This window comes from Paraburkholderia sp. SUR17 (assembly GCF_029536165.1).
Taxonomy (GTDB): domain Bacteria; phylum Pseudomonadota; class Gammaproteobacteria; order Burkholderiales; family Burkholderiaceae; genus Paraburkholderia; species Paraburkholderia kururiensis.
Genome location: NZ_CP120508.1, coordinates 145,080 through 170,661, shown reverse-complemented (window position 1 = coordinate 170,661; position 25,582 = coordinate 145,080). Strand labels below are relative to the sequence as shown.

Annotated in this window: 16 protein-coding genes; 10 read left to right on the top strand and 6 right to left on the bottom strand. The window is 67.5% G+C overall.

The annotated features are described in order from the left end of the window. The first annotated feature begins 480 nt into the window (after positions 1–480). The 9 genes from P2869_RS00745 to P2869_RS00705 all read left to right on the top strand — a co-directional run bounded on the left by P2869_RS00745 (position 481) and on the right by P2869_RS00705 (position 13,856). Positions 481–1,542: a bile acid:sodium symporter family protein gene (locus P2869_RS00745; RefSeq protein ID WP_277597196.1), complete on the top strand. Its 1,062-nt coding sequence runs from the start codon at positions 481–483 to the stop codon at positions 1,540–1,542. A gap of 337 nt (positions 1,543–1,879) precedes the next feature. Then, a complete protein-coding gene (locus tag P2869_RS00740) occupies positions 1,880–3,811 on the top strand; it encodes a phosphodiesterase (protein ID WP_017772510.1) in 1,932 nt (643 codons plus the stop codon). 526 nt (positions 3,812–4,337) lie between these two features. Continuing rightward, positions 4,338–5,327 carry a LacI family DNA-binding transcriptional regulator gene (locus P2869_RS00735; RefSeq protein ID WP_199542872.1) on the top strand — a complete coding sequence of 330 codons (990 nt, stop codon included), beginning with the start codon at positions 4,338–4,340 and terminating at the stop codon, positions 5,325–5,327. Further along, on the top strand, positions 5,324–6,976 hold the full coding sequence (locus tag P2869_RS00730) for an AGE family epimerase/isomerase (protein ID WP_277597195.1): 1,653 nt from the start codon (positions 5,324–5,326) through the stop codon (positions 6,974–6,976). The genes P2869_RS00735 and P2869_RS00730 overlap by 4 nt, the downstream gene beginning before the upstream one ends. Continuing rightward, on the top strand, positions 6,973–7,956 hold the full coding sequence (locus tag P2869_RS00725; protein ID WP_277597194.1) for a carbohydrate kinase: 984 nt from the start codon (positions 6,973–6,975) through the stop codon (positions 7,954–7,956). Before P2869_RS00730 ends, P2869_RS00725 begins: the two co-directional genes overlap by 4 nt. 140 nt (positions 7,957–8,096) lie before the next feature. Then, entirely contained in the window at positions 8,097–8,318 is a 222-nt protein-coding gene (locus P2869_RS00720) for a hypothetical protein (protein ID WP_017772506.1), read from the top strand. 157 nt (positions 8,319–8,475) lie between these two features. Continuing rightward, entirely contained in the window at positions 8,476–8,721 is a 246-nt protein-coding gene (locus P2869_RS00715) for a hypothetical protein (protein WP_017772505.1), read from the top strand. Between the two features lie 133 nt (positions 8,722–8,854). Next, positions 8,855–9,934 (top strand): ion channel, encoded by a 1,080-nt coding sequence (locus tag P2869_RS00710; RefSeq protein WP_277597193.1) that lies wholly within the window; start codon positions 8,855–8,857, stop codon positions 9,932–9,934. A gap of 289 nt (positions 9,935–10,223) precedes the next feature. Further along, complete coding sequence (locus P2869_RS00705; RefSeq protein ID WP_277597192.1) at positions 10,224–13,856, top strand: indolepyruvate ferredoxin oxidoreductase family protein; 3,633 nt, start codon at positions 10,224–10,226, stop codon at positions 13,854–13,856. A 96-nt stretch (positions 13,857–13,952) separates the two neighbouring features. On the opposite strand, the gene P2869_RS00700 is transcribed toward P2869_RS00705, so the two are convergent. Further along, entirely contained in the window at positions 13,953–15,227 is a 1,275-nt protein-coding gene (locus P2869_RS00700) for an EAL domain-containing protein (protein ID WP_026120982.1), read from the bottom strand. Positions 15,228–15,623: 396 nt separating this feature from the next. Between P2869_RS00700 and P2869_RS00695 the strand changes: the two genes are divergently transcribed. Continuing rightward, a complete protein-coding gene (locus P2869_RS00695; RefSeq protein ID WP_277597191.1) occupies positions 15,624–17,294 on the top strand; it encodes a Na+/H+ antiporter in 1,671 nt (556 codons plus the stop codon). A 129-nt stretch (positions 17,295–17,423) separates the two neighbouring features. On the opposite strand, the gene P2869_RS00690 is transcribed toward P2869_RS00695, so the two are convergent. The 5 genes from P2869_RS00690 to P2869_RS00670 form a co-directional block, all read right to left on the bottom strand. Beyond that, entirely contained in the window at positions 17,424–18,728 is a 1,305-nt protein-coding gene (locus P2869_RS00690) for a solute carrier family 23 protein (protein WP_017772500.1), read from the bottom strand. A gap of 195 nt (positions 18,729–18,923) precedes the next feature. Continuing rightward, complete coding sequence (locus tag P2869_RS00685) at positions 18,924–19,622, bottom strand: DUF2239 family protein (RefSeq protein ID WP_277597190.1); 699 nt, start codon at positions 19,620–19,622, stop codon at positions 18,924–18,926. A gap of 138 nt (positions 19,623–19,760) precedes the next feature. Continuing rightward, complete coding sequence (locus P2869_RS00680; protein ID WP_277597189.1) at positions 19,761–21,365, bottom strand: sensor domain-containing diguanylate cyclase; 1,605 nt, start codon at positions 21,363–21,365, stop codon at positions 19,761–19,763. Between the two features lie 246 nt (positions 21,366–21,611). Continuing rightward, positions 21,612–23,615: an AI-2E family transporter gene (locus P2869_RS00675; RefSeq protein WP_277597188.1), complete on the bottom strand. Its 2,004-nt coding sequence runs from the start codon at positions 23,613–23,615 to the stop codon at positions 21,612–21,614. Between the two features lie 123 nt (positions 23,616–23,738). Further along, a complete protein-coding gene (locus tag P2869_RS00670; RefSeq protein ID WP_277597187.1) occupies positions 23,739–25,568 on the bottom strand; it encodes a PTS fructose-like transporter subunit IIB in 1,830 nt (609 codons plus the stop codon). Positions 25,569–25,582 lie beyond the last annotated feature (14 nt).

Genomic DNA, 25,582 nt, shown 5'->3' with positions numbered 1-25,582 from the left:
TGCCCGACCATCCTTCCCGCGGCCGCGTACCGGGTGCGTCGGACCTGTTCGAGGCGCTATGCACGGTGAGTAACTGTTTCCGCCGGGCGCGCCTCGCGACCTTTGAGCAGTAATTTATGGGTCGAGCGTAAGAGGTGTCGAGCCAAAAAGTGTTATGCCCCGGGCAGGGTTGTAACCACGTGTTACTGCACGGTTTTTGCGTCTTCCGCGCCCTTTTTGCGCGTGATTTGACGCCCTCTCGCGGATCCTGGACTTACGCCAAAGTGCCGCCCACAGTTGCAAAAACACGTCACGTTTTACGCCCTCCTATGACTCCGACACGGGCACGTTCCATGCAATAACTTCATTAATGAATTCGGCAAATGAATTTGCTTTTTTAATCGAAACGCACCGACAATAGATACTTCCATTTCGATATTGCATTGCCGCAATGCGCGCCCGCGGCAGCCGTTCCTACGCTCTCGCGCTCCGAGATTTCCGATGGCCCGTCCAAAATTCCTCCCCGACAACTTCACGCTGTGCCTCGTCGGCACCGTGATTCTTGCAAGCCTTCTGCCCGTGCACGGCGAAGCCTCGGTGCCGTTCAACTGGCTCACCAACATTGCCGTGGGGCTGCTGTTTTTCCTGCACGGCGCCAAGCTATCGCGCGAAGCGATCGTGGCGGGTGCCACGCACTGGCGCCTGCATCTGCTCGTACTCGCGAGCACTTTCGTCCTGTTCCCGCTCCTCGGCATCGCGCTTAAGCCGCTCCTTTCGCCACTTGTCACGCCTGCGCTGTATGCCGGCGTCCTGTTTCTCTGCACGCTGCCGTCCACCGTCCAGTCTTCCATTGCGTTCACGTCGATTGCCAAAGGCAACGTGCCGGCCGCCGTGTGCAGCGCCTCGGCTTCCAGCCTGATCGGCATCTTCGTCACCCCGGCGCTGGTGAGCCTGCTCGTCACCAACCAGGCGGCGGGCGGTACTTCGGCGTGGCACACGGTGGGCAACATCGTGCTGCAACTGCTGGTGCCGTTTCTGGCCGGGCAAGTGCTGCGGCCTGTGATTGGCGACTGGATCGAGCGCAACCGCGGCGTGCTCAAGTTCGTCGATCAAGGCTCGATCCTGCTCGTGGTGTACGGCGCCTTCAGCGAGGCAGTGAACGAAGGCCTTTGGCACCACCTTTCGGTGGGCGCGCTGGCCGGCCTCGTGGTGGTGAACGCGGTGCTGCTCGCCCTTGCACTCGCCATCACGATGTTCACGAGCAAGCGGCTTGGCTTCTCGCGACCGGACCAGATCACGATCATCTTTTGCGGGTCGAAGAAGAGCCTCGCGGCTGGGGTACCAATGGCGAAGGTGATCTTCGCCTCCAACGCCGTGGGGGCGGTGGTGCTGCCGCTCATGTTGTTCCACCAGATCCAGCTGATGGTGTGCGCGGCGCTTGCGCAGCGCTGGGGCGCGCGCCGGATGGAAACCCAAGCGGGCGACGAATCGCGTGCCGTTCCCCGGCCTGCGCGCGATCCCGCGACGATGGGCCGTCGCGAAGCGACTTCCAGCAGCAAATAAGGCATTCATGGCGTTCCTTGACGTGATTCCGGGGTAAGTCCCGGGCGGGCCCCCTTGGCTGTGGGTGACCGCCGGCCGCCCTGCACGGCTTCCCGCTATTCCACGCAAAATGCCGCCGCGCGTCTGCCTGGCCGGATGGCCAGGCACCGCGTCATGCGAGCCACCACCGGAACCACACGGCCCCGCCGCAAAAAAAATGGCAGACCCGCAATGCGTTGCGCATAAAGGCGGCGCCGCTACCCGGCACCACCCCGGTGCAGTACGTCACTAAAAATTCATTCAATTCCCGCCTCAGGCAGCCGTTAAGGCGACCATCGCTAGCCCCGGCTGTCCGTCCATGTCACCTCGCGCGCCATCGCAACCCGTTGCACCGTGCATCGAAGACCTGATCGCGCGGCGCGAGCTGTCCGCCGTGTTCCAGCCGATCATCGACTTCGACGGCGGCTCCATCGTCGGCTATGAAGGTTTGATTCGCGGGCCGGCCGGCACGCCGCTGGAATCGCCGTTCCGGCTCTTCGCGCAGGCCGCCGCCGAGGGCCGCACGATGGCGCTCGAGCAGGCCGCCGCCCTCACCTGCATCGAGGCCTTCGCGCAGTTCGCCTGCGAAGGCAAGCTGTTCCTCAACTTCAGCGCGGGCGCCATCCGTCAGTTGATGGAAACCGGCGAGCCGGCCTTTGCGCTGCTGCGTCAGCGAGGGCTCGATACGAACCGCGTCGTGATCGAACTCACGGAACAGAGCGCGATTGCCGACCTGAGCGACTTCCTGCCCGTGGTGGCGTCGCTGCGCGCCATGGGCGCGCAGTTCGCGCTGGACGACTACGGCACCGCGAACGCGAGCATGAACCTGTGGGTGCGCCTGCAGCCGGACGTGGTGAAGATCGACCGCTTCTTCATCCACGAAATTGCGAGCGATCCGCTCAAGTTCGAAGCCGTGCGCGCCATGCAGCACTTCGCGAACGCGAGCGGGGCGCGCCTCGTGGCCGAAGGCATCGAAAACGAAGCGGATCTGATCGTGCTGCGCGACATGGGCATTGGCTGCGGCCAGGGCTATTTCTTCGGCCGCCCGGCCACGCGACCGGCGCTGGCGGTGGCCGAAGAGGCGCGCAATGCGATCGGCGCCGGGCATATCGCGGTGTTTCCCGAGACCACGCGCAACGCGCCGGCGTCGCCCTCGGGCAGCATGGCCTCGGCGCGGATGCTGGTGCAGGCGCCCGCGGTGCCGCGCCAGGCCACCAACAACGACGTGCTCGAACTCTTCAACCGCCTGCCCGACCTGCACGCCGTGGCCGTGGTGGAACACGACGTGCCCATCGCGCTCATCAACCGCCGCGCCTTCATGGACCGCTACGCGCTGCCGTATCACCGCGAGCTGTTCGGCAAGAAGCCGTGCCTGCAGTTTGCGAACGCGTCGCCGGTGGTGATCGAAAAGTCGATGACGGTCGAGCAGATGGCCAAGCTCCTCGCAAGCGACGACCAGCGCTACCTGGCAGACGGCTTCGTGATCACCGACAACGGCCGCTACGCGGGCCTCGGCACCGGCGAGAACCTCGTGCGCGCGGTCACGGAGGTGCGCATCGAAGCGGCGCGCTACGCGAATCCGCTCACCTTCCTGCCCGGCAACATTCCCATCAGTTCGCACATCGAGCGGCTGTTGAGCCACGACGCGGGCTTCTACGCGTGCTACGTCGATCTGAACCACTTCAAGCCGTTCAACGACCAGTACGGCTACTGGCAAGGCGACGAGGTGCTGAAGTTCGCCGCCGCCGTGCTGGCGGACGTGTGCGACCCGACGCGCGACTTCCTCGGCCACGTGGGCGGCGACGATTTCCTGATCCTGTTCCAGAGCGACGACTGGCACGACCGCGCAATGCGCGCCATCCGCCTCTTCAACGAAGGCGCGCAACGCTTCTACGCGCCGGCCGACCGCCTGGCGGGCGGCATCCACGGCGAGGACCGGCGCGGCAACCCGACCTTCTTCGGCTTCGTCACGATGGCGATTGGCGGCGTGCGCATCGAGTCGGGCGGCGGCGCGAAGTACAGCAGCGACGAGATCGCGTCGGTGGCCGCGCTCGCGAAACGCCGGGCGAAGCACGAGTCCTCGGGCTTCGTGCTGGTGGATGCGAGCGAGAGCGCGGCACAGCTGCGCGGACGTCCCGAGACGCCGCATGCTGCCGAAGGCGGCGGACGGGGCAAGGCGGAGACGGGGAGTTCGCACGCCGCATCGCGCAGCACCGCGCGGGCTTCTTGCGCCGATTCGACGGCGCGGTGAAGGAGGCGGGCGGTTCGCGCAACGCTCCTGGTGTCGGCGCCCGCCACCCGTAAATCGTCAAGCTCGCCTGCCCGCTTGGCCGCCATGTGAGCCGGCCGGATACGCCGACGCTGCGGCGCGCGGCTGAGCGGGCTCTTCAGGCTGAAGGTCGTCATGCCGCGGTGACCCGAGCAGCGGAGGGTCTTGCCCATGCAAGCCGATCCCGCCCAGCCTGGCACGCCTTCATGCCTAAACGCTTCTCCGCCTAAACGCCCTCCTCCAGCCTCATCACGCCCCACCTGACCAGCCCGGTCAGCCCGGTCGGGCTGCTCGTCGCTGAACCGTCGGTGCCTTCCCCTTTCGCCCGCGCCGCCCCCTGTTTAGCGATTTTTACTAAACAAAAATAAACAGCTTTCATCCCTTTTTATACGGGTATTTACGCGTATCTCACACGGCTAAACAAGGCTTCTCAGGCGGGCTTTTACTATACAATCGTCCGAACTCAAAACGCCCGCGGTCAAGCCTCTCGCGCTGCCGCCACGAACCCATGGGGACAACCATCCGCGATGTCGCTCGCGCGGCCAGCGTGTCGATCGGCACCGTTTCGCGAGCGCTGAAGAACCAGCCCGGCCTCTCCGACGCCACGCGTACCCGCGTGATCGAGGTCGCGCGCAGTCTCGGCTACGACGCCGCGCAGTTGCGTCCACGCATTCGCCGGCTCACCTTTCTGCTGCATCGTCAGCACAACAACTTCGCTGCGAGCCCGTTCTTCTCGCACGTGCTGCACGGCGTGGAAGACGCGTGCCGCGAACGCGGCATCGTGCCGTCGCTGCTCACCGCCGGCCCCACCGAAGACGTCGTGCAGCAACTCCGTCTGCATGCGCCGGACGCCATCGCGGTAGCCGGTTTCGTCGAGCCCGAAACGCTCGCCACCCTCACCGCCATGCAACGCCCGCTCGTGTTGATCGATCTCTGGGCGCCCGGGCTGCGCTCGGTGAATCTCGACAACGCCGCGGGCGCCGGGCTCGCCATGCGCCATCTGTTCCAGCAGGGCCACAAGCGCATTGCGTTCATCGGCGGGTCGCTCGCGCACTTCAGCATCGCGCAGCGCGCGCTCGGCTACCGGCGCGCGTTCTTCGAGGCGGGGCTGCTGTTCGATCCGTCGCTTGAAGTGAACATCGACGCCGGGCTCGACCCCGACGCCGGCGCCGCGCTCGCCATGCGTCGGCTGCTCGACGCACCGGCGTCCGCGCGGCCCGACGCCGTGTTCGCCTACAACGACGCAGCCGCGCTCGCCGCCATGCGCGTGTGCCTCGCCAACGGACTGCGGGTGCCTGAGGACATCGCCATCGTCGGCTTCGACGACATTCCGGGCGCCGCGCACGCCAGTCCGCCGCTCACCACAGTGGCCGTAGACAAGGAAGCGCTCGGGCGCCGCGGCGTGGCACTGCTGCTCGAAGACACCCCCGGCGAGACCGAAATCCGCCTGCCCGTTCAACTGATAACCCGCGCCAGCACCTTGGGGAGACAGCCATGACGCAACCACGATCGCCCGGCACGGGCGCCACGAAGCGGGCCGCCGCCGCTCGCGCGCCGCACGCTCCGCTCGCCCCCGCAGCGGCGGCCACGGCAGCCGCAACCACGCCGGCCGGCGTGCCGCCCGTCGAAAGCTTTCGCGACCGCCGCTTCCTGCTCTCGCACGTCGAAGACACGCTGCGCTTCTACGCGCCGAACGTGTTCGACGAAAGCGGCGGCTTCTTCCACTATTTCCGCGACGACGGCTCGGTCTACAACGCGAGCTCGCGGCACCTCGTGAGCAGTTGCCGTTTCGTCTTCAACTACGCGATGGCGTACCGCCAGTTCGGCGACCCGCTCTACCTCGACTACGCGCGCCACGGCCTGCGCTTTCTGCGCGAGGCCCACTGGGACGCGCAGCACGAAGGCTACGACTGGGAGATCGAGTGGCGCGACGGCCGGCGGCGCACGCTGGACGGCACACGCCACTGTTATGGCCTCGCCTTCGTGCTGCTCGCGTGCGCGCACGCGGCGATGGCGGGTATCGAAGAAGCGCGGCCGATGATCGGCGCCACCTTCGAGCTCATGGAGCGCCGCTTCTGGGACGGCGCGGCCGGCCTCTACGCCGACGAAGCCACGGCCGACTGGCGCGTGTCGAGCTACCGCGGCCAGAACGCGAACATGCACACCACCGAGGCGCTGCTCACCGCGTACGAAGCCACCGGCCACCTCGTCTATCTGGACCGCGCCGAACGCGTGGCGTCGAACATCACGCTGCGTCAGGCCAAGCTCTCGCACGGGCTCGTGTGGGAGCACTTTCACGCGGACTGGTCCGTGGACTGGCATTACAACGAGGAAGACAGTTCGAACATCTTCCGCCCCTGGGGCTTTCAGCCAGGGCACCAAACCGAGTGGGCGAAGCTGCTGCTGATTCTCGAGCGGCACCGTCCGCTGCCGTGGCTCGCGCCGCGTGCCATCGAACTCTTCGACGCCGCCATGGCGCACGCCTGGGACGACAACCACGGCGGCCTCTATTACGGCTTCGGCCCGGACGGCACGGTCTGCGATCACGACAAGTATTTCTGGGTGCAGGCGGAGACCTTCGCGGCCGCCGCGCTGCTCGCGAAGCGCACGGGCAACGAACGCTTCTGGGACTGGTACGACGAGATCTGGCGCTATAGCTGGACGCACTTCGTCGACCATCGCTATGGCGCGTGGTACCGCATCCTCACCTGCGACAACCGCAAATACAGCGACGAGAAGAGCCCGGCCGGCAAGACCGACTATCACACGATGGGCGCGTGCTACGAGGTGCTGAACGCGCTGATGGACGGCACAGCCATGGCGGCGGACGCGGCAGGCGGCGCGAACGAGGCCAACGGCAGGGCCGCTGCCGCCACGGGCAAAGGCGCAGCCGCAGGTAACGGAAAGCGCAACGGCAAACATAACGGCAAGAGCGCCTCCGCACTGCGCGCCAAGCCGCAACGGACTTCGGGCAGCACCTCGAAAGTCGGCTCGAAACCAGGTACCCACGTCGCTTCGGAAAACGCGGCCCGCAGCAAAGCGAAGAAAGACGAAACCCCGCGCGCAAACAAGAACGGCGCCAGCCGCGCAGCGGCCCGCACGCGCGCGGCGCACCCGGCGCCCCGTCGCACAGGATCAGCACGATGAACACTCCGGCACCCACCCACGCGCCGCAAGGCACCGCAGCGGGCCTGCCCGTCTTCGTATCCGCGGGCGACATCCTCACCGACCTCGTGCGCACCGGCGAAGACCACGAATCGCACTGGCTCTCGCGTCCCGGCGGCGCGGGCTGGAACGTGGCGCGCGCCGTCGCGCGGCTCGGCCTGCCCACGGCGTGCGCGGGCTCGCTCGGCACCGACTGCTTCTCTGACGAACTCTGGAACGCGAGCGTCGTCGCGGGTCTCGACATGCGTTTCATGCAGCGCGTGGAGCGCCCGCCGCTGCTCGCCATCGTGCATCGCACGCATCCGCCCGCGTACTTCTTCATGGGCGAGAACAGCGCTGACCTCGCCTTCGACCCCGCGCGTCTGCCCGAGGGCTGGATGGCGCAGGTGAAGTGGGCGCACTTCGGCTGCATCAGCCTTGTGCGCCAGCCGCTCGGCGAAACGCTCGCCACGCTCGCGGCACAACTGCACGCACGCGGCGTGAAGATCAGCTTCGACCCGAACTACCGCAACCTGATGGAGCACGGCTACGAGCCGACGCTGCGCAGAATGGCCGCGCTCGCGGACCTCATCAAGGTGTCGGACGAAGACCTGCGGCTGCTCTTCAAGACCGACGACGAAGCCGCCGCCATCGCGACGCTGCGCGAGATGAACCCCGCGGCCACGCTGCTTGTCACGCGTGGAGCGGAGAAGGCGACGCTGTTCGTGCCCGGCGCGCAAGGCACCGAAGGCACAGCAGCCGGCACGACGTTCGAAGCCAACCCGCCGCGCGTCGAAGTGGCGGATACGGTAGGCGCGGGCGATGCTTCTATCGGCGGCCTGCTGTTCAGCCTCATGACAGCTCCGCAACGTTCGTGGCCCGAGCACCTCGCGTTCGCCCTCGCGGCGGGCGCGGCCGCGTGCCGGCACAAGGGCGCGCATTCGCCGTCGCTCGATGAAGTGGTGTCGCTGCTGGAGCGCTGAAACCGGCGCTGCGGCCCGACGGCAGCGCTCAGGAAGGATGCCAGGCACGCCGCCTGCGAGGCGTCGCCACGCGTGCACGCTGGCGGTAAGCCTCGAATCGGCGTGCTAGGATAAAAGTTCCTTCCAGCCGGAGCCGCATCATGGAAGACGTCACCTACACCAAAGGGATCTACACGGCCACGGCCACCGTCCGTCCCGCGAACAGCGGGCACTACCAGGGCGTGGTCTCGCTCGCGCGCGACGACGGCGAGGAACCGGAAAACGTGCTCTACGAAGTCGAGACAACTTCCGCCACGGCCAACGAGGCGCTGGAAGAAGCCAAGGCGCTCGCGCATCGCATTCTCGGCGAGCTCGAACTGTAGGGCCGCTCGTGGGCCCGGGTCGGGTGCCTGATTCAGGTGTCCAACCCGGGTGCCGACTCAGGTACCCACTCGCGTACCGACCCAGGTGCCGACTCAGGTGCCGAACCCGGGGCCTACCCAGGCGACCCAGGCAGGCATTCAACCGCTGGAGGCGATCATGGCCGATCAGCTCTTTCTCTATGGCGTCTACGCCATCCACGTCCGTCCCATCGAACTGCAAGGCGCGCGCTGGGACGCGGAGTACGAAATCCGCCATCAGGACAAGGCCGTGCAGCCGTGGACCACGGTGGGCGGCGACAACGGCTATGCCGACGCGGGCGAGGCGGTCGAATTCGCGCATCGCCAGGCGGTGGCCGACATCGAGCACGGCGCCGGCATTCCGAAACCGCGCGTGTTTCCTTGACGCGATGACGTTTCATCGAGGCCGGGCCGCCGGACCGGAGGCCCGGCGCGACCACGCCGCCGGCACACGATCCGGGTAGCACGGGCCGCCGCCGTGCTACGCTCATCCGCGTTTTCATCCCTCAGCGAACGCAATGGCAGACGACACGTGCGGCGAGGCCCGTCCCGACGAGAGCGGCAACCATAGCGGCAACAGCGACCGCAGTGGCAACGGCAGCAACAACGGCCGCAGCAAAATCCGCAGCGAAGCGGACAACGAGCCCTGCCCCGTCACGCCCGGTGAAGAGGACGCCCACGCCGCCAGCACGCGCCCCGCGAAGCGCTGGCGCGACGGCCGGCGCGTGGCGTTCGGCTCGCGCGTGATCATTGCGCACGGCATGCCGCTGCCCTTCTGGCAGGACCTCTATCACAGCGCGCTCACCGTCAGTTGGCCGATGTTCTTCGGCGCGCTCGCGGCGCTCTTCCTGCTGCTCAACACCGGTTTCGCCGTGCTCTATGAGTTGAACGGTGCGGGCATTGCGAACCAGAATCCTGCCGGGTTCGCCGGTGCGTTTTTCTTCAGCGTGGAAACACTCGCCACCGTGGGCTACGGCGACATGCATCCGGCGACGGTCTACGCGCACGTCGTCGCCACGCTGGAAATCTTCTGTGGCATGTCGGGCATCGCGCTCGCCACGGGGCTCGTGTTCGCGCGCTTTTCGCGGCCGCGCGCGAAGATCATGTTCACGCGCTACGCCATCGTGCGGCAGCTGGAAGGCCGCACCACGCTCATGGTGCGCGCCGCCAACGCACGCCAGAACGTGATCGCCGAAGCCAGCGCGAAGCTGCGGCTCATGCGCCGCGAAACCATGCCCGAGGGCTATACGCTGCGGCGCATCCACGATCTCAAGCTGGTCCGCGACCAGCATCCCATCTTCCTGCTGGGCTGGAACCTGATGCACGTGATCGACGAAACGAGCCCGCTCTACGGCGAAACCGCCGAATCGCTCGTGCGCCAGAGCGCATCGCTGCTCATCATGATCGAGGGCTCGGACGAGTCCACCTCCCAGACCATGCAGGCGCGTCATTCGTGGGAAGCCCGCGATATTCGCTGGGACCATCGCTATGTGGACCTGATAACGGAAGTGGATGGCGTAAGCCATATCGACTACTCGCGATTCCACGACGTCGTGCCGCTCGGGGCGCACGAACTGGCGCCTGCCGACCAGGCTTGATCAACGGTAACGGCAGCAGCGCCGAACGGGTCACCGAACCGGCCACCAAATGGGTCACCGACCGCAGCACCGCCGGCAGCACCCGGCGCAGCACCTGACAGCATCACCACCGCCCTGCGGCAAATCCCTCTCAAATCGCGGCGCAATCGTCCGACTCGTTGCGACATTGCGCGCACAGCCCGCCGAGATAGAAAAAACATTCCTCAATCGGCGCGAAAAAATAAGGTCTCTTCTCGCGCGGTGCGGCCATTGGTCACAGCGCGCGACTCGCATAACAAGGAGACGCTTCATGACCGCCCGTCTGCCCGACGAGAGCCTGCCGCCGAACTCGCCCGAGCCGCCCGAGCCGCCCACGCCGCTTGCCGACTACCGCCTGACCGACAACCTCGCCGCCACGCGCGGCCGCATCTTTCTCACCGGCACGCAGGCGCTCGTGCGGCTCGCGCTCATGCAGGCGGCGCTGGACCGCGCCGCAGGCCTGAACACTGCGGGCTTCATCAGCGGCTATCGCGGCTCGCCGCTCGGCATGGTGGACCAGCAGCTGTGGAAGGCGAAGAAGCTGCTGGACGGCGCAGGCGTGCGCTTTTTGCCCGCCATCAACGAGGAACTGGGCGGCACCGCCGTGCTCGGCACGCAGCGCGTGGAAGGCGACCCCGAGCGCAACGTCGACGGCGTGTTCGCCATGTGGTACGGCAAGGGCCCGGGCGTGGACCGCGCGGGCGACGCGCTCAAGCACGGCAACGCCTACGGTTCGTCGCCGCACGGCGGCGTGCTCGTGGTGGCGGGCGACGACCACGGCTGCGTGTCGTCGTCCATGCCGCATCAGAGCGACTTCGCGATGATGGCGTGGCACATGCCCGTCGTGAATCCCTCGAACATCGCGGACATGCTCGAATTCGGCCTGTACGGCTGGGCGCTCTCGCGCTTCTCGGGCGCGTGGGTGGGCTTCAAGGCGATCTCGGAGACGGTCGAATCGGGCTCCACGGTGGACCTCGACGCGCTACACACGCACTGGCCCGCGCCCGATGGCTTCGAGCCTCCCGCAGGCGGCCTGCACAACCGCTGGCCCGACCTGCCGAGCCTCGCCATCGAAGCGCGGCTGGCGGCGAAGCTCGACGCCGTGCGCCACTTCGCGCGCACGAACAGCATCGACCGCTGGATCGCGCCCAGCCCGCAGGCGAACGTGGGCATCGTGACGTGCGGCAAGGCGCATCTCGATCTCATGGAAGCGCTGCGCCGGCTCGACCTCACGGTGAGTGACCTCGACGCCGCTGGCGTGCGCATCTACAAGGTGGGCCTTTCGTTCCCGCTCGAACTCTCGCGCATCGACGCGTTCGTGTCGGGTCTGACCGACGTGCTGGTGATCGAAGAAAAAGGCCCCGTGGTCGAGCAGCAGATCAAGGACTATCTCTACAACCGCGACGCCGGCGCCCGGCCGCACGTGCTCGGCAAGCACGCTGCCGATGGCGCGCCGCTGCTTTCGGCGCTGGGCGAGCTGCGTCCCTCGCGCATCCTGCCCGTGTTCGCGGACTGGCTCGCGCGGCACAAACCCGCGCTGGACCGGCGCGACCGCGTAGTGGATCTCGTCGCGCCGCAGATTCTCTCCAACGAAGCCGACGGCGTGAAGCGCACACCGTACTTCTGCTCGGGCTGCCCGCACAACACGTCGACGAAGGTGCCCGAGGGATCGGTGGCGCAGGCCGGCATCGGCTGCCATTTCATGGCCTCGTGGATGGACCGCGACACCACGGGCTTGATCCAGATGGGCGGCGAAGGCGTGGACTGGGCCTCGCATTCCATGTTCACGAACACGCGCCACGTGTTTCAGAACCTGGGCGACGGCACCTACTTCCATTCGGGCATTCTCGCGATTCGCCAGGCCGTGGCGGCGAAGGCGAACATCACCTACAAGATTCTCTACAACGACGCCGTGGCCATGACAGGCGGCCAGCCCGTGGACGGCAGCATCTCCGTGCCGCAGATCGCGCGCCAGGTGGAAGCCGAAGGCGTGTCGCGCTTCGTCGTGGTGAGCGACGAGCCCGAGAAGTACGACGGCCATCACGGCCTCTTTCCGAAGGGCACGACGTTCCACCATCGTCGTGAAATGGACGCCGTGCAGCGCGAATTGCGCGACACGAGCGGCGTGACGGTGCTGATCTACGACCAGACCTGCGCCGCGGAAAAACGGCGCCGCCGCAAGAAGGGCGAATTCCCCGATCCCGACCGCCGCCTTTTCATCAACGAAGAAGTCTGCGAAGGCTGCGGCGATTGCGGCGTGCAGTCGAACTGCCTTTCCGTGGAGCCGGTGGAAACGGTGCTGGGCCGCAAGCGCCGCATCGACCAGTCGTCGTGCAACAAAGACTATTCCTGCGTGAACGGCTTTTGCCCGAGCTTCGTGACGATCGAAGGCGGCAAGCTGAAGAAGGCAGCGGGCGTCGCGTTCGACGTGGACGCGCTCGCCGCCCGCGTGAACGCGCTGCCGCTACCCGCAACGAAGCTCGACGCCGCGCCCTACGACATCCTCGTAACCGGTGTGGGCGGCACGGGCGTGGTGACGGTGGGCGCGCTCATCAGCATGGCTGCGCATCTGGAGGGCAAGAGTGCCTCCGTGCTCGACTTCATGGGCTTTGCGCAGAAAGGCGGCTCGGTGCTCTCGTTCGTGCGCTTCGCCGCGCGCGACGAGTGGCTGAACCAGGTGCGGATCGACACGCAGCAGGCCGACGTGCTGCTCGCCTGCGACATGGTGGTGGGCGCAAGCGCCGACGCGCTACAGACGGTGCGCCACGACCGCACGCGCATCGTCGTCAACACGCACGCCATTCCGAACGCGTCGTTCGTGCAAAACCCGGACGCGAACCTGCACGCCGACGCGCTGCTCGCGAAGATGCGTCACGCGGCAGGCAACGGCCGGCTCGACGCTTGCGACGCGCAGGCACTCGCAAGCCGCTTTCTCGGCGACACCATCGGCGCCAACATTCTGATGCTGGGCTTCGCCTGGCAGTTGGGGCTCGTGCCGGTCTCGTTCGCGGCGCTCATGCGGGCCATCGAACTCAACAACGTCGCCGTGCAGGCGAACCAATTGGCGTTCTCGATTGGCCGTCTCGCCGCTGTGGACCCGGCTGCGCTCGAAGCGCTCTGGCAGGCGCGTCACGCCGTGAAGGCGGAGTCGCGCGTGGAAACGCTCGACGAAATCGTGGCGGACCGCGAAGCGCGCCTCGCAGCCTACGGCGGCACGCGGTACGTTCAGCGTTATCGCGCGCTCGTGGATGCTGCACGCGCAGCGGACCGCACGCCGGATCAGGCCGTGAGCCGCGCGGTGTCCACCACGTTCTACCGGCTGCTCGCGGTGAAGGACGAATACGAGGTCGCGCGCCTGCACACGCAGGCGGCGTTTCGAGAAGCGTTGGAAGCGCAGTTCGAAGGCGTGGCGGGCCGCGACTTTCGCGTGAAGTTCAACCTGGCGCCGCCGGTTCTCACTCATGGAAAGCAAGCCGGCCATGAAACCGCACCGCGCAAGATGCAGTTCGGCGCGTGGCTGTGGCCGGTGCTCGGGCTGCTCGCGAAGGGTCGCCGGTTGCGCGGCACCGCGCTCGATCCGTTCGGCCGCACGCTGGAGCGCCGCATGGAACGCGAACTCGCCGACGATTACGAAGCCACGATGCAGCGCGCGCTCGCGAAGCTGGCCGCGAGCAACGCCAACGTCAGTTCAGAGGACATCGCAAAACTCGCGGCCCTGCACGCACGCGTGCGCGGCTACGGGCACGTGAAGCTCGCCAACCTCGCGGGCGTGAAGCGCAGCGAACGCGAACTGGCGGCACGCCTCGGCATCGAACCGGCAACAGGCGCGCACGTAAAACAGGCACTCGATCAGGCGAAGGGCGCGGGCACGCTGCGCGGCATTCCGGTCGTGGTGGCGAAGTGACCTAAAGCGCCAACGTCAATCGCGGCGCTGCGGGCTGCGGGCTGCGGGCTGCGGGCTGCGGGCTGCGGGCTGCGGGCTGCGGGCTGCGGGCTGCGGCTAGAGCGTATCGTCTTTCCAGTCGATGTCGCCGCACAGCACGCCCAGACGTTCACCCACCTGCACGGCGACGGAAAGCGTCACGCACGGAATGGCCTCGTTGATCGAGAGGTACGGCTTCGTCACGTGCACGCGGCCCGGCTCGCTGATCGCCGCGCGAAAATAAGGGCGGCGCAGCCAGTTGGCGCCCTGCGCGTCGGAGAGCGGCAAGAAACGCGTTTCGTGCTGCGCGCGGTCCACGCGCAACACCACGTTGCTGCCGGCCTGGCGTCCGTGCGAGTCGAGCAGGAAGCAGCGCGCCGCGTCGTCGAGTGCGAGAAAGTTCCAGCACACTTCTTCCAGCGGCTCGCCCGCGCCCAGCCGCTCCGCTGCCCGTTCGAACGCACGCAGGTACGGCGCGAGCCGGCTTGCCGTGCGCCGCTCGCGCGCTTCGGTCTGCAGGCGGTAGCGCTCCGTCACGTCGCCGATCACCGTGGCCGCGAGCGATGCGTCGGCAAGCCCCGGATGCGGCCGCGCGAAGAAGAAGCCCTGCACGAAGTCGGCCTCGCAGGCGAGCGCCAGTTGCGCCTCGTGCTCCGTCTCCACACCTTCGATCAGCACGAGCTTGCCCGCTTCGTGCAGCAGCGAGACAAGCCCATGCAGGATAGCCGCCATGTCTCGCCGCAGCGACGCATGCAGCAGCATGATGCGGTCGATCTTCACGAGGTCCGGGTTCAACTGCCACACGCGTTCCAGGTTCGAATGACCGGCGCCGAAGTCGTCGAGCGCGATCAAAAAGCCGCGCTCGCGAAACTCCTGCACGGACTCGGCGAGGCGTTCGATGTCGTCCGTGCTTTGCTCGAGCACTTCGAGCACGATGCGGCGCGGCGGAATGTCGAGCCGGCGCAGGTTGGCGAGCAGCGCCGCCGCGTGATACGGCTCCGTGAGCGTGCCCGGATGCACGTTGAGGAACAGCCACTCGCGCTGCGCGCCGAGCAGCCTGAAGTTCTCCAGATGCAGCGCCTGAGCGAGCCGGTCCACCTGCAACACCTCGCCCAGGCGCGCGGCGGCCCCGAATACGTCCACGGGCGCCACGGGCCGGTCGAGGCCGTCGTGGGCGCGCAGCAAGCCTTCGTAGCCCACCGCCCGCATGTGCGAGAGGCTGAATACGGGTTGAAATACGCTCGTCAACGTCCAGTCGCCGTGCTGCGCGGCATAGCGCTGCATGCCGGATGCCATGCTCAGCTCGAAGCCGTGCGGCACGGCGAAGGTTCGTTCCTGTTGCTCGATGGTCATGCGTTCCTCTCGTGCGAGCCTCGTCGCCGGTGCGGGCGCGGCTTTCGCGCCGACGATGGCGTGCGGTCTCGCGGTGTACGTCGTCAGGTACGAGTAAAGCAAGGTCCATGCGCACTGCGGCCCGCGTTCCGATGAACGCCGCATAGGCGGCTGCACCGGGGGCACGGCGTGTGCGTCGCGAGCGGGCACGCGTGCACGCGGCTGGTGCATCGGCAGGCGCGCTCCATGTTTCGTTTCGAGCGGCATTTCAAGCGTTATTTGCTGCACGCGAGGCGTGGCGCGCTGACGCGTCCGCCCACGGGGCGAGGCGCCACGGCCCCAGGCTACACTTCAGCCTCGTTGACTCATGCTGCGCACAAGAACAACGGCACTTCGGTGTCCTCGCGCACACAAACGATGGAAACCGTCTTTGTCGTCCTGATTCTTCTGCTCGCGGTCGCGCTCTCCGGCGTCCTCGTCCGCGTGTTGCCTCTCAAGCTTCCCCTGCCGCTCGTGCAGATCGCTCTCGGCGCCGTACTCGCATGGCCCCGGCTGCATGTGGACGTCACCTTCGACCCCGAGATCTTCATGCTGCTGTTCGTGCCGCCGCTGCTCTTCGGCGACGGCTGGCGCATTCCGAAGCGCGAATTCTTCATGCAACGGCGCGCGATTCTCATGCTCGCGCTCGGGCTCGTGTTCGCCACGGTGCTCGCGGTCGGGTATTTCATTCACGCACTGGTGCCGGCCATTTCGCTGCCGGTCGCGTTCGCACTCGCCGCCGTGCTCTCGCCAACGGACGCGGTCGCGCTCTCGGCCATCGCCGGCAAGGGCCGCATTCCCGCGCAGCTCATGCACATTCTGGAAGGCGAGGCGTTGATGAACGACGCGTCGGGCCTCGTCGCGCTGAAGTTTGCGGTAGCGGCCGCGCTCACGGGCGTGTTCTCGCTGCACGAGGCGTCGCTGAGCTTTCTCGTGATCGCGGCGGGCGGGCTTGCCGTGGGCATCGCCATCGGCTGGGTCTTCGCGTTCGCGTTTGCGCGCTTCTTCGCGCTGTCCGCGGACGGCGACCCCGCGCCCGGCGTCATCATGACCATGCTCGTGCCGTTCGCCTCCTATCTGCTCGCGGAGCACTTCGGATGGTCCGGCGTGCTCGCCGCCGTGTCGGCCGGCATGACGATGAATTCCACGGACTTCGCCCACCGCGGCCCCGTCTCGGCGCGCGTGCGCGGCGCGAGCACGTGGACGATGCTCGAATTCGTGTTCAACGGCATGGTGTTCACGCTGCTCGGGCTCGAGTTCCCGCTCATCATCGGCAAGGCGCTCGTGGACGCGCATCACGCGGGCCGCGCGCAGTTCTGGCAATTGATCGGCTACGTGGCCGCGGTGCTCGCCGCGCTCTACGCGATCCGTTTCGTGTGGGTCTGGCTGCTGCGCTGGTTCGCGAGCCGCGGCGCGGCGAAGCACGGCGTGACGAACGCCGTGCCGGGGCTGCGCACCGTGGCGATCACCACTTTTGCCGGCGTGCGCGGCGCGATTACGCTAGCAGGCGCGCTTTCGCTGCCCGTCGCGCTATCCAGCGGGCAGCCCTTGCCGGGGCGCGATACGGCGATCTTCATCGCATCGGGCGTGATTCTCGTGTCGCTGATCGTCGCCGTGGTGGCGTTGCCGCTGCTGTTGCGCGGCGTGACGTTGCGCGGCCGCGACCCGCACGCCGCTGAAGAACGCGCAGCGCGCACGCTCGCCGCGCAGGCCGCGATTCGCGCGGTGGACCAGCAGCACGAAAAGGTCTGCGCCGATCTGGACGAAGCTGAGGCCGCCTCCGCCACCGATGTCGCCGCCCGCGTGATGGATATTTATCGACGGCGCCTTGCGACACTCGGCGACGACGACGTAGGCAAGCGCGCCGAAGCGCGGCGCGCGGAGGCGCTGGAATTGCAGATGCGACTTGCCGCGATGCGCGCCGAACGTGCGGCGCTGCTCGCGCAGCGCAACGAACAGAAGATCAACGACGAGACGCTGAACAAGCTGATGCGCGAAGTCGACTGGTCCGAGACGGCGCTGACTTCGCGGGGACGCGGGCACGAGTGAGAACGGCGGACGTGCCCGTTGCGAGATGAAGGCTCATTGAAGAGATTCGTGCGGCGCCCGTGCCGCACGAATCCGGAAAGAACGGTTTTATTCAGCGCCTTAAACCCAGAGAACCTTAGGTCCAACGCCTTAAACCGCCGCCTGCTGCGCGGGCTTCCTGCGTAGCAGCGCGTAGAGAATGATGGCGCCGAACGTCGCGGTGCCAATGCCGCCCAGGCCGAAGTTGCCGAGCTTCAAAGAGAAGTCCCCCGCGCCCAGCACGAGCGTTACGGCCGCGACGATCAGATTGCGGTTGTCCGAGAAGTCCACCTTGTTGACCACCCAGATGCGCGCGCCCGTCACCGCGATCAGCCCGAACACCACGATCGAAACGCCGCCCAGCACCGGGCCCGGAATGGTCTGGATCACGGCGCCGAACTTCGGCGAGAAGCCGAGCACGAGCGCGATCACGGCGGCCACCACGAACACGAGCGTCGAGTAGATCTTCGTCACCGCCATCACGCCGATGTTTTCGGCGTAGGTGGTCACGCCCGTGCCGCCCGCGAAGCCCGACACCACGGTAGCCAGTCCGTCGCCGATGAACGCGCGGCCGATGTAGCGGTCCAGGTTCTGCCCCGTCATCGCGCTCACGGCCTTGATGTGGCCCAGGTTCTCGGCCACCAGGATCACGGCGATGGGCGCCAGCAGCGTGATGGCGTGCGCATCGAACACGGGCGCCGCGAAGTGCGGCATGCCGAACCAGGCGGCGTTGGCCACCACGGCGAAGTCGATCGGCTTGCCCATGCCCAAGCCGTTCGTGACGACGGCATAGATCACGTAAGCGATGATCAGCCCCACCAGAATCAGCAGCCGCTGCAGCATGCCGCGCGCAAACACGGCCACGCCGCCCACGCAGAGCACGGTGACAAGGGCCATCCACGAATCGAACGACGAACCGCTCACGCCCTTCACCGCAATGGGCGCGAGGTTGAGCCCGATCACGGCGACGATCGCGCCCGTCACCACGGGCGGCATCAGCGTCTCGATCCATTTCGTGCCCACCACGGAAACGATGAGCCCGATCACCGCGTACACCACGCCGCACGCCACGATGCCGCCTAGCGCGAGCGGAATGTTCGGGTTCGGTCCGTGGCCGCTATAGCCCGTTACCGCAATCACGAGACCGATGAACGCGAAGCTCGACCCGAGATAGCTCGGCACTCGGCCGCCGACGATCACGAAGAAAATCAGCGTGCCGATGCCCGACATGAAGATGCAGAGGTTCGGATCGAAGCCCATCAGCAGCGGCGCGAGCACCGTGGCGCCGAACATGGCGACCACGTGCTGCACGCCCATGGCGAGCATCTGCGGCCAGGGCAGCCGTTCGTCGGTCGCGACCACACGGTGCGCGGCGCCGGGCTGGGTGCGCCAGCGCGGGAAGTAGGAATCGGACATCGCGATGGTTCTCCTCTTGGGGCGTTATGGTTGGACGTGGAGGGTCTTGCTCTTGCCGCGGTTTCGCTTCACGACGTGCGCCGCGCAAACGTGAGGCGCCCCGCGTGGGCCGCCCCGTGTAGGCCGCCCCGCGTGGGCGCGCCCGAGGCAAATTACGCGCGAGTGTACGAAGAGGGAATAGTGCTGGCAAGGCAATCACTCGAACGCCGGGGCGGCGAGCGTTGCGGCGTAGTCGCGCACGTCGGTGGGCCAGTCGGCCAGGAGGGCGTTGAAGCGGGCGGCGTCGCTCGCGTAGAGCGCGCGGGTGGCCTCCTCGTAGCCCGCCAGGTCGCCGGCCAGCGCGGTCATGAAGCGCCAGGCCGCCTCCTGCGCGGCGCGGACGCGGTCTTTGTTGCCGTTCGCAGCGCGGGCGGCCTCCACGAGGCGGCGCAGCGCCACCGACGCGCCGCCCGGCTGGCCATTGAGCCATTCCCAATGACGCGGCAACAGCGTGACCTCGCGAGCGATCACGCCGAGCTTTGGCCGGCCACGGCCACGCGGGGTGGTGCTGGCGGGTGAGGTATCGGCTTGCGGGGTGTCGGATTGGGCGGATCGGGCGGATCGGGCCGTGCCTGCGCTGGGCGGAGCTTCGTCTGCCCGCGCCGCACGGCCGGACGCCGCGCTCTGCGCGTCGAACCGTGCTTCGACCTCCGCCACTGTGCCACGCAGGTCGAACTCCACCTGTCGCCCGGAACTGTCGTCGAAGATCAGCAGCGGCGAGCGACTGTCGGCGTGCGCCGCGTCCGCCCCCGTGCTGTCGAGCCATTGCCGGACCGCCGCCGCAACCTGTCGGGGCGCGCCGCCCGCAATGCGCCGGGTGCCTTCGAACGCCGTACAACTCGCCGTGCTGCTCATGCCGAAGCTCCTTGAGGGGTAGTCATCAGCGACAAATTATATCCGGGTATAAATTAACTCCGCAATATCACCCGGGTTAAATTTTGATGTGCGGCGACGAGTGCGCGATACGACGTGAAACGGCGTGAGAATCCGCGGCTAAGACAGCGACTCCACGTGCGGGTCGCGCTGGTCCTTCCTCACCGCGCTTGCCGTCTCTCTTGCGTTTGCCACCGCGACCCGGGGCCCCCTTTCAGATGCGCCTTCAGCCTGCCCTTCCAGCGCCTCGGGCGAGCGCACGCAGTTGCGCCCTTCCGCCTTGGCTCGATACAACGCCGCGTCGGCCGCTTCCAGGAGTTCGGGCAGGGTGCCGAACGCGTGCTCGTCGGTGCCTGCCACGCCGATGCTCACCGTCAGCACGCCAAGCGGGTTGCTGGCGTGGCGCAGCTTGAGCGCCTCGACGGCTGCGCGAATCTGCTGCGCGAGCCGCATGGCGTCGCGTTCGTGCGTCTCCGCGAGCAGCACCGCGAATTCCTCGCCGCCATAGCGCGCCGCGCAGTCGCCGGGACGCCGCGCGTACGACGCAAGACAGCCGGCCACCGCAGTGAGCGCGTCGTCGCCCGCCGCGTGACCGTAGCGGTCGTTGTAGGTCTTGAAGTAATCGATGTCGAAGATCAGCGCCGAAAGCGGCCGGCCGCTGCGTTTCGCGCGCCGCCACTCGCTGTTCGCGCGCTCGTCAAAGGCACGGCGGTTGTTGATGCCGGTGAGCCCGTCGGTGCGAACCAGCACGCGCAGCCGGTCTTCCATCGCGATGCGCCGGCGCAGTTGCTGCGAGAACAGCACGGCAAGCGCCACGATCGCCACGTCGAGCAAGACGGTCAAGAAGCCGATGATCCATGCGCGCCGCCGCCATTCGGCGTCGATGTCCGCCGTTGACTGCCCCACGCTCAGAATCAGCGGAAAGCCGTTGATGCGGCGATAGACGTACCAGCGCTCCACGCCGTCCACCGCCGATGGCGCAAAGAACCGGCCTTCCGGCGCGGCCTGGAAAGCGTTGAAGTTGTCCGAGCCGGACAGGTTGACGCCCACCATCCAGGCCCGCAGCGGACGGCGCATGAGCACGGTGCCGTCCGTGAGCATGAGCGTGATGGAACCGCGCTCGCCCAGGTTCGTGCCTTCGAAAAGCCGCCGGAAATAGGAGAGCCGCATCGTGCCCACCACGATGCCCGCAAAGCTGCCGTCCGGATTCGAGAGGCGGCGGCTCAACGCGATGCTCATGTCGCCTGCGGTGAGCCGCGGCTTGAACGGCCGGCTCACGTAGAGCCCCACGTTCGGCGAATCGCGGTGCACCTTGAAATAGTCGCGATCCGCAACGTTCACGCGGCGCGGCGGCACGGCGCGCGAATCTGCCACCACGTTGCCGTGCACGTCGATCACGAACAGCGAGCCCATGTCCTGCGCCATCGCAGAGCTGTCGAACAGCACGAGCTGACGCATCCGCGGCGCGAGCTTCATCACGCCGGGCGCGTGAAGGCCGTCGATAACGGCCTTCAGCGACAGGTCGTAGAGTTCGAGGTTGCGCGCGGTGTCGCGCTCGATCAGCAGCGAGACGTTCTGCGCCGTCTCGTTTGCGCGGCGCATTGCGTCGTGCTGCATCTCGACGGCCGCCCAGACCGCGACCGCGCTGATCGTCGTGGCGAGCACGAGACTCACCCAGACGACGGAGGCGGGATGGCGCAACAGGCGGATCAGACGTTTCAGCATGAGGGACGGCGCAAGGTACGTACGGAGCGAGACAGGGTTCGGCGCGGCCGGATGTCGAGCAGGCGCACGCCGCGAGCACGCCCAGAGAGAGCCTACCCGCTTGCCGGCGAATTCAATCTGGTGAACTGAGGAAGGTCTCCGGGGTTGTCTGCACGTTTGGGCGCGCCGGGGCACGCTTCAACATGCTGCAACCCGCTTCGGCCCGCCCGGGCACGTGCTCTGCCGGGCGGATCTGCCGCCGCCCGGCTAGCGCGCCCTGTCGCCGGTCCAGACCCGCTCCGGTGCGGACGCACTCGCCGCGAGAGCCGCCGCCCGGCATTGCTCCACGAGCGCACGGAACGTCGTTGCCTCGTGCAGCGCGTCGGTGGACTCGGTCGTCTCGACGCCCGCGGCGTCGTCCGGCTGTTTGCCGAAGCCCACCACGATGGCCGCAGGCGCCTGCTGGCTACGCAGGCGCCGCAGCAGGTTGCGCAGGTACGGCGGCCAGTCGGCGGCATCGAGCGACACGATGCAGACCACCGGCGCGACCTTGATCTCCGGCGCGTCCGCGCGCGGATAGCGGAACTGCTCGTAGCGCGCCGCCGTGCAAGGAATCTTGAGCCGCGCGAGCAGTTGCATCGTGATGGCGGCGGCCACCTCGTCGAAGGCGCCGCGTCCGGAGATGCAGAGCACCGAGACGCCTTCTGCAAGTTGTGTGGTGTTGGCGTCTGCATCGGCGTCTGCATTGGCGTCGGCGTGGTCGGCCTGGCCCGTCTGGCTTGCCGCCGCGGCCGGTTCTCGCTCGCGCCCCTCCGCCACCGGCGCACGGCCGTTCTGCCCCGAGGTGAGCGGGTCCGGCGCGCCCTCCACCGTTTCGAGGTTCTCCACGATGTCGATCAGCGTTTCGTTCACGCGCGCCAATTGCTCAGACGTGAGCACGCCGCGCAGCGCATCGTTGCGCGCGAGTTGCAGACCTTCCAGCGCCACCTGGTCGTAATAGTCCACCACGGACATCTCGTGCAGCAGCCGCCCGGCCTGCACGATGGCGTCGTGTGCTTCGTCGGCGAGCAGCCGTTGATAGAAGCTCTGCGCCGGCGTGAGCGCGGGCTGGTCGCCCAGCAGCACGGTGAGGAAATTGAGGCGGTGCGTGTAGCGGCCCAGCGTGACGATGCACAGCGTGAGCGGCGTGGAGAGCACGAGGCCAATGGGTCCCCAGAGCCAGCTCCAGAAGATCGCAGCCACCACCACCGCGAGCGGCGAGAGACCGGAGCCGCGGCTGTAGAGCAGCGGCTCGGCTACCTGGCCCGCAACGACATCCACGACGATGAAGAGGATCAGCGTCCAGACCGCCATCGTCCATTGCGGCTGGATGGCGGCGGCGAGGCACGTGGCGAGCGCCGCGGCAATCCAGATGCCGATGTACGGCACGAAGCGCAGGAACGCGGCAATCACGCCGAACAGCAGCGCACCCGGCACGCCGATGGCCGCGAGGCCGATGGTAAGCACCGCGCCCACGCTGAGGTTGAGCCCCAATTGCGTGACGAAATAGCGGCTCAGGCGGCGCGCGGCGTCGTCGATGGCGGTGGTGGTGCGATGCAGATCGCGCGAACCGAACAGGCTGATGAGGCGGTCGCGCAGGTCCTCACGCTGCAGCAGGATGAAGATCGTGACCACGAGCACGATGAACGTGGTTTCCAGCGGCGCCACCACGGGCGAAAACGCGCGCCGCACGAGCTGCATGGGCGTGGGCACCGGCTCGTGGACCTCGACCGGAATCGGGTTGCCCGACGCTGTCCTCGCCACGCGGTTGCCGAAGCCCTGCGGCGGGCTGGGCCGCGACGGCGCGAGGCGTTGCAGCGTGGACGCGGCCTTGCTCGCGAGCACGTCCGCGCGGCGCACCGTTTTCTCCTGCACGGTTTCAATCTTGCGTTCGATGGCAACCTGGTACTGCGGCAGATCTGCCGCGAGCTGAACCACCTGAGCGCCGATCAGCGTGCCCACGCCGAGCAGCGCCGCGAGCGCGAAGAACACGGCGACGAGAATCGACGCGAACTGCCCCAGCCGCACACGCCGCAGCATGTTGACGAGCGGCGCGAGCAGGAAGCTGAGCAGCACCGAGAGCGTGATCGGAATGAGCACGGCCCGGCCCAGATAGAGACCGGAAACGACAGCGGCGCCGGCCAGCACCGAAACGGGCCCATAGAGGCCCGGCGGCGCGCCGCGAGGGTAGACGCGATTCGGCTGCCCTTGAGGCGGCAGGGGGAATTTCATGGGGTGACGATCCGGTTGCGCGGCGCCTTCGGGGCGGCGCCGTTTGCTGAGCCAAGAGGATACAACCGGATGAAGACTCAGGCGCCCGTCACGGCGCCTTGGCGAAAAACCAGACCCTGGGGCTCAGGCAGCCGCGGCTTGCGGCTTGCTCCCGTTCTGCGGCGCACGCTTCAACAGGCCCACCGCGAGCGCCGTCACGAGCGTGCCCGCGACGATGGCCAGCGCGTAGACGCCGAGGTGCGTGACGGCGTTCGGAATGGGCAGCACGAACACACCGCCGTGCGGCACCTTCAGTTCGACGCCGGCCGCCATCGAAATCGCGCCCGCCACGGCGGAGCCCGCGATGCACGAAGGAATCACGCGCATCGGGTCGCGCGCCGCGAACGGAATTGCGCCTTCTGTGATGAACGCGATGCCGAGCACGGCCGCCGCCTTGCCCGCTTCGCGCTCTTCCTCGCCGAAGCGGCCGCGGAACAGCCACGTGGCGAGCGCAATGCCGAGCGGCGGCGTCATGCCGGCTGCCATCGTCGCGGCCATCGGCGTGTAGACGTGGCTCGCGATCAGTCCGGCGCTGAACGCGTAGGCTGCCTTGTTCACGGGACCGCCCATGTCCACGGCCATCATGCCGCCCAGAATCAGGCCGAGCACCACGGCGCTGCCGGCCTGCATGGAACGCAGCCAGCCTTCCAGTGCGTGCAGCGCGGCGGCCACCGGCGAGCCCACCACGTAGATCATCAGCAGGCCGACGATCAGCGTGGAAAACAACGGAATGATGAGCACCGGCTTGAGCCCTTCCAGGTTGCGGTGCAGCTTCAGGTGCCGGTTGATGAGCAGCGCCGTGTAGCCCGCCAGAAAGCCCGACACGATGCCGCCGAGGAACCCCGCGCTGAGGCTGGCCGCCAGCATGCCGCCCACCATGCCGGGCGCCACGCCCGGGCGGTCCGCGATGGAGTACGCGATGTAGCCCGAGAGCACGGGCACGATGAGCGCGAAGGCCGACTTCGCGCCGATCTGGAACAGCGACCACGCGAGCGTGCCTTTGTGCGCGTCGTCGAACGCGTAGATGCCGCCCAGTGCGAACGACAGCGCGATCAGCAGCCCGCCCGCCACGACGAACGGCAGCATGTACGAAACGCCCGTCATGAGGTGCCGATAGGGACCGGACGCCTTCGCCGAACGCGCCTGCTTGGCCGCTGCGACCTGATCGGCGAGCGCCGCGCCGCTGGCTGGGGAATGGTCCGCCGTGCCGCCGCCTTCGACTCCCGCCTGCGCGATCGCGCTTTCGATCAGCGCCGCGCCCTTGCCGATGGCGCCCTTCGTGCCGGTTTCATAGAGCCGCTTGCCCTTGAAGCGGCTCTTGTCGACCTGGGTGTCGGCGGCGATCACGACAAGATCGGCTTCGGCAATCTGCGCGTCGGTGAGCTTGTTCTGCGCGCCGACCGAGCCCTGCGTCTCGACGTGGATGGTGTGGCCCAGCACCTTCGCGCCTTGCGCGAGGCCCTCGGCGGCCATGAAGGTGTGAGCGATGCCCGTGGGACACGAGGTGATGGCGACGATTTTCAAAGGCCGCGCGCCAGTGGATTCAGCGACCGGTTTTGCGGCGGCGTCTGCCTGACGCGGCGCAAGCGACGACGCTGCCCGCGATGCACCGGCAGCCGCGCGCGCGATCACCGCTTGCGCGTCGCGAATCGCTTCGTCGATTGTCACGCGTTCGATGGTCTTGCCGGCGAACGGCGTTTCGTCCACGGCGGCGTGGTCGTCTGCTGCGATCAGCACGCCGCTCGCGGCACGAATCGTTTCCGCGGACAGCGGCGTCTGCACGCCGAGCGCGCTGCGCGTTTCGACGGCGAGCGTCACGCCGCGAGCCTCAGCCGCGCGGCTCAGCGCCTGCGCGGCGAACGTGGGTGCAGCGCTCTGTCCGGGCGCCGCCACGAGTCCGATGATTTTTTCCATTGCAGTGTCTCCGG

Excerpts from the sequence above, each read along its gene's own strand:
- P2869_RS00745 (WP_277597196.1), top strand. The coding sequence starts at position 481 with ATGGCCCGTCCAAAATTCCTCCCCGACAACTTCACGCTGTGCCTCGTC.
- P2869_RS00740 (WP_017772510.1), top strand. The coding sequence starts at position 1,880 with ATGTCACCTCGCGCGCCATCGCAACCCGTTGCACCGTGCATCGAAGAC.
- P2869_RS00735 (WP_199542872.1), top strand. The coding sequence starts at position 4,338 with ATGGGGACAACCATCCGCGATGTCGCTCGCGCGGCCAGCGTGTCGATC.
- P2869_RS00730 (WP_277597195.1), top strand. The coding sequence starts at position 5,324 with ATGACGCAACCACGATCGCCCGGCACGGGCGCCACGAAGCGGGCCGCC.
- P2869_RS00725 (WP_277597194.1), top strand. The coding sequence starts at position 6,973 with ATGAACACTCCGGCACCCACCCACGCGCCGCAAGGCACCGCAGCGGGC.
- P2869_RS00720 (WP_017772506.1), top strand. The coding sequence starts at position 8,097 with ATGGAAGACGTCACCTACACCAAAGGGATCTACACGGCCACGGCCACC.
- P2869_RS00715 (WP_017772505.1), top strand. The coding sequence starts at position 8,476 with ATGGCCGATCAGCTCTTTCTCTATGGCGTCTACGCCATCCACGTCCGT.
- P2869_RS00710 (WP_277597193.1), top strand. The coding sequence starts at position 8,855 with ATGGCAGACGACACGTGCGGCGAGGCCCGTCCCGACGAGAGCGGCAAC.
- P2869_RS00705 (WP_277597192.1), top strand. The coding sequence starts at position 10,224 with ATGACCGCCCGTCTGCCCGACGAGAGCCTGCCGCCGAACTCGCCCGAG.
- P2869_RS00700 (WP_026120982.1), bottom strand. The coding sequence starts at position 15,227 with ATGACCATCGAGCAACAGGAACGAACCTTCGCCGTGCCGCACGGCTTC.
- P2869_RS00695 (WP_277597191.1), top strand. The coding sequence starts at position 15,624 with ATGGAAACCGTCTTTGTCGTCCTGATTCTTCTGCTCGCGGTCGCGCTC.
- P2869_RS00690 (WP_017772500.1), bottom strand. The coding sequence starts at position 18,728 with ATGTCCGATTCCTACTTCCCGCGCTGGCGCACCCAGCCCGGCGCCGCG.
- P2869_RS00685 (WP_277597190.1), bottom strand. The coding sequence starts at position 19,622 with ATGAGCAGCACGGCGAGTTGTACGGCGTTCGAAGGCACCCGGCGCATT.
- P2869_RS00680 (WP_277597189.1), bottom strand. The coding sequence starts at position 21,365 with ATGCTGAAACGTCTGATCCGCCTGTTGCGCCATCCCGCCTCCGTCGTC.
- P2869_RS00675 (WP_277597188.1), bottom strand. The coding sequence starts at position 23,615 with ATGAAATTCCCCCTGCCGCCTCAAGGGCAGCCGAATCGCGTCTACCCT.
- P2869_RS00670 (WP_277597187.1), bottom strand. The coding sequence starts at position 25,568 with ATGGAAAAAATCATCGGACTCGTGGCGGCGCCCGGACAGAGCGCTGCA.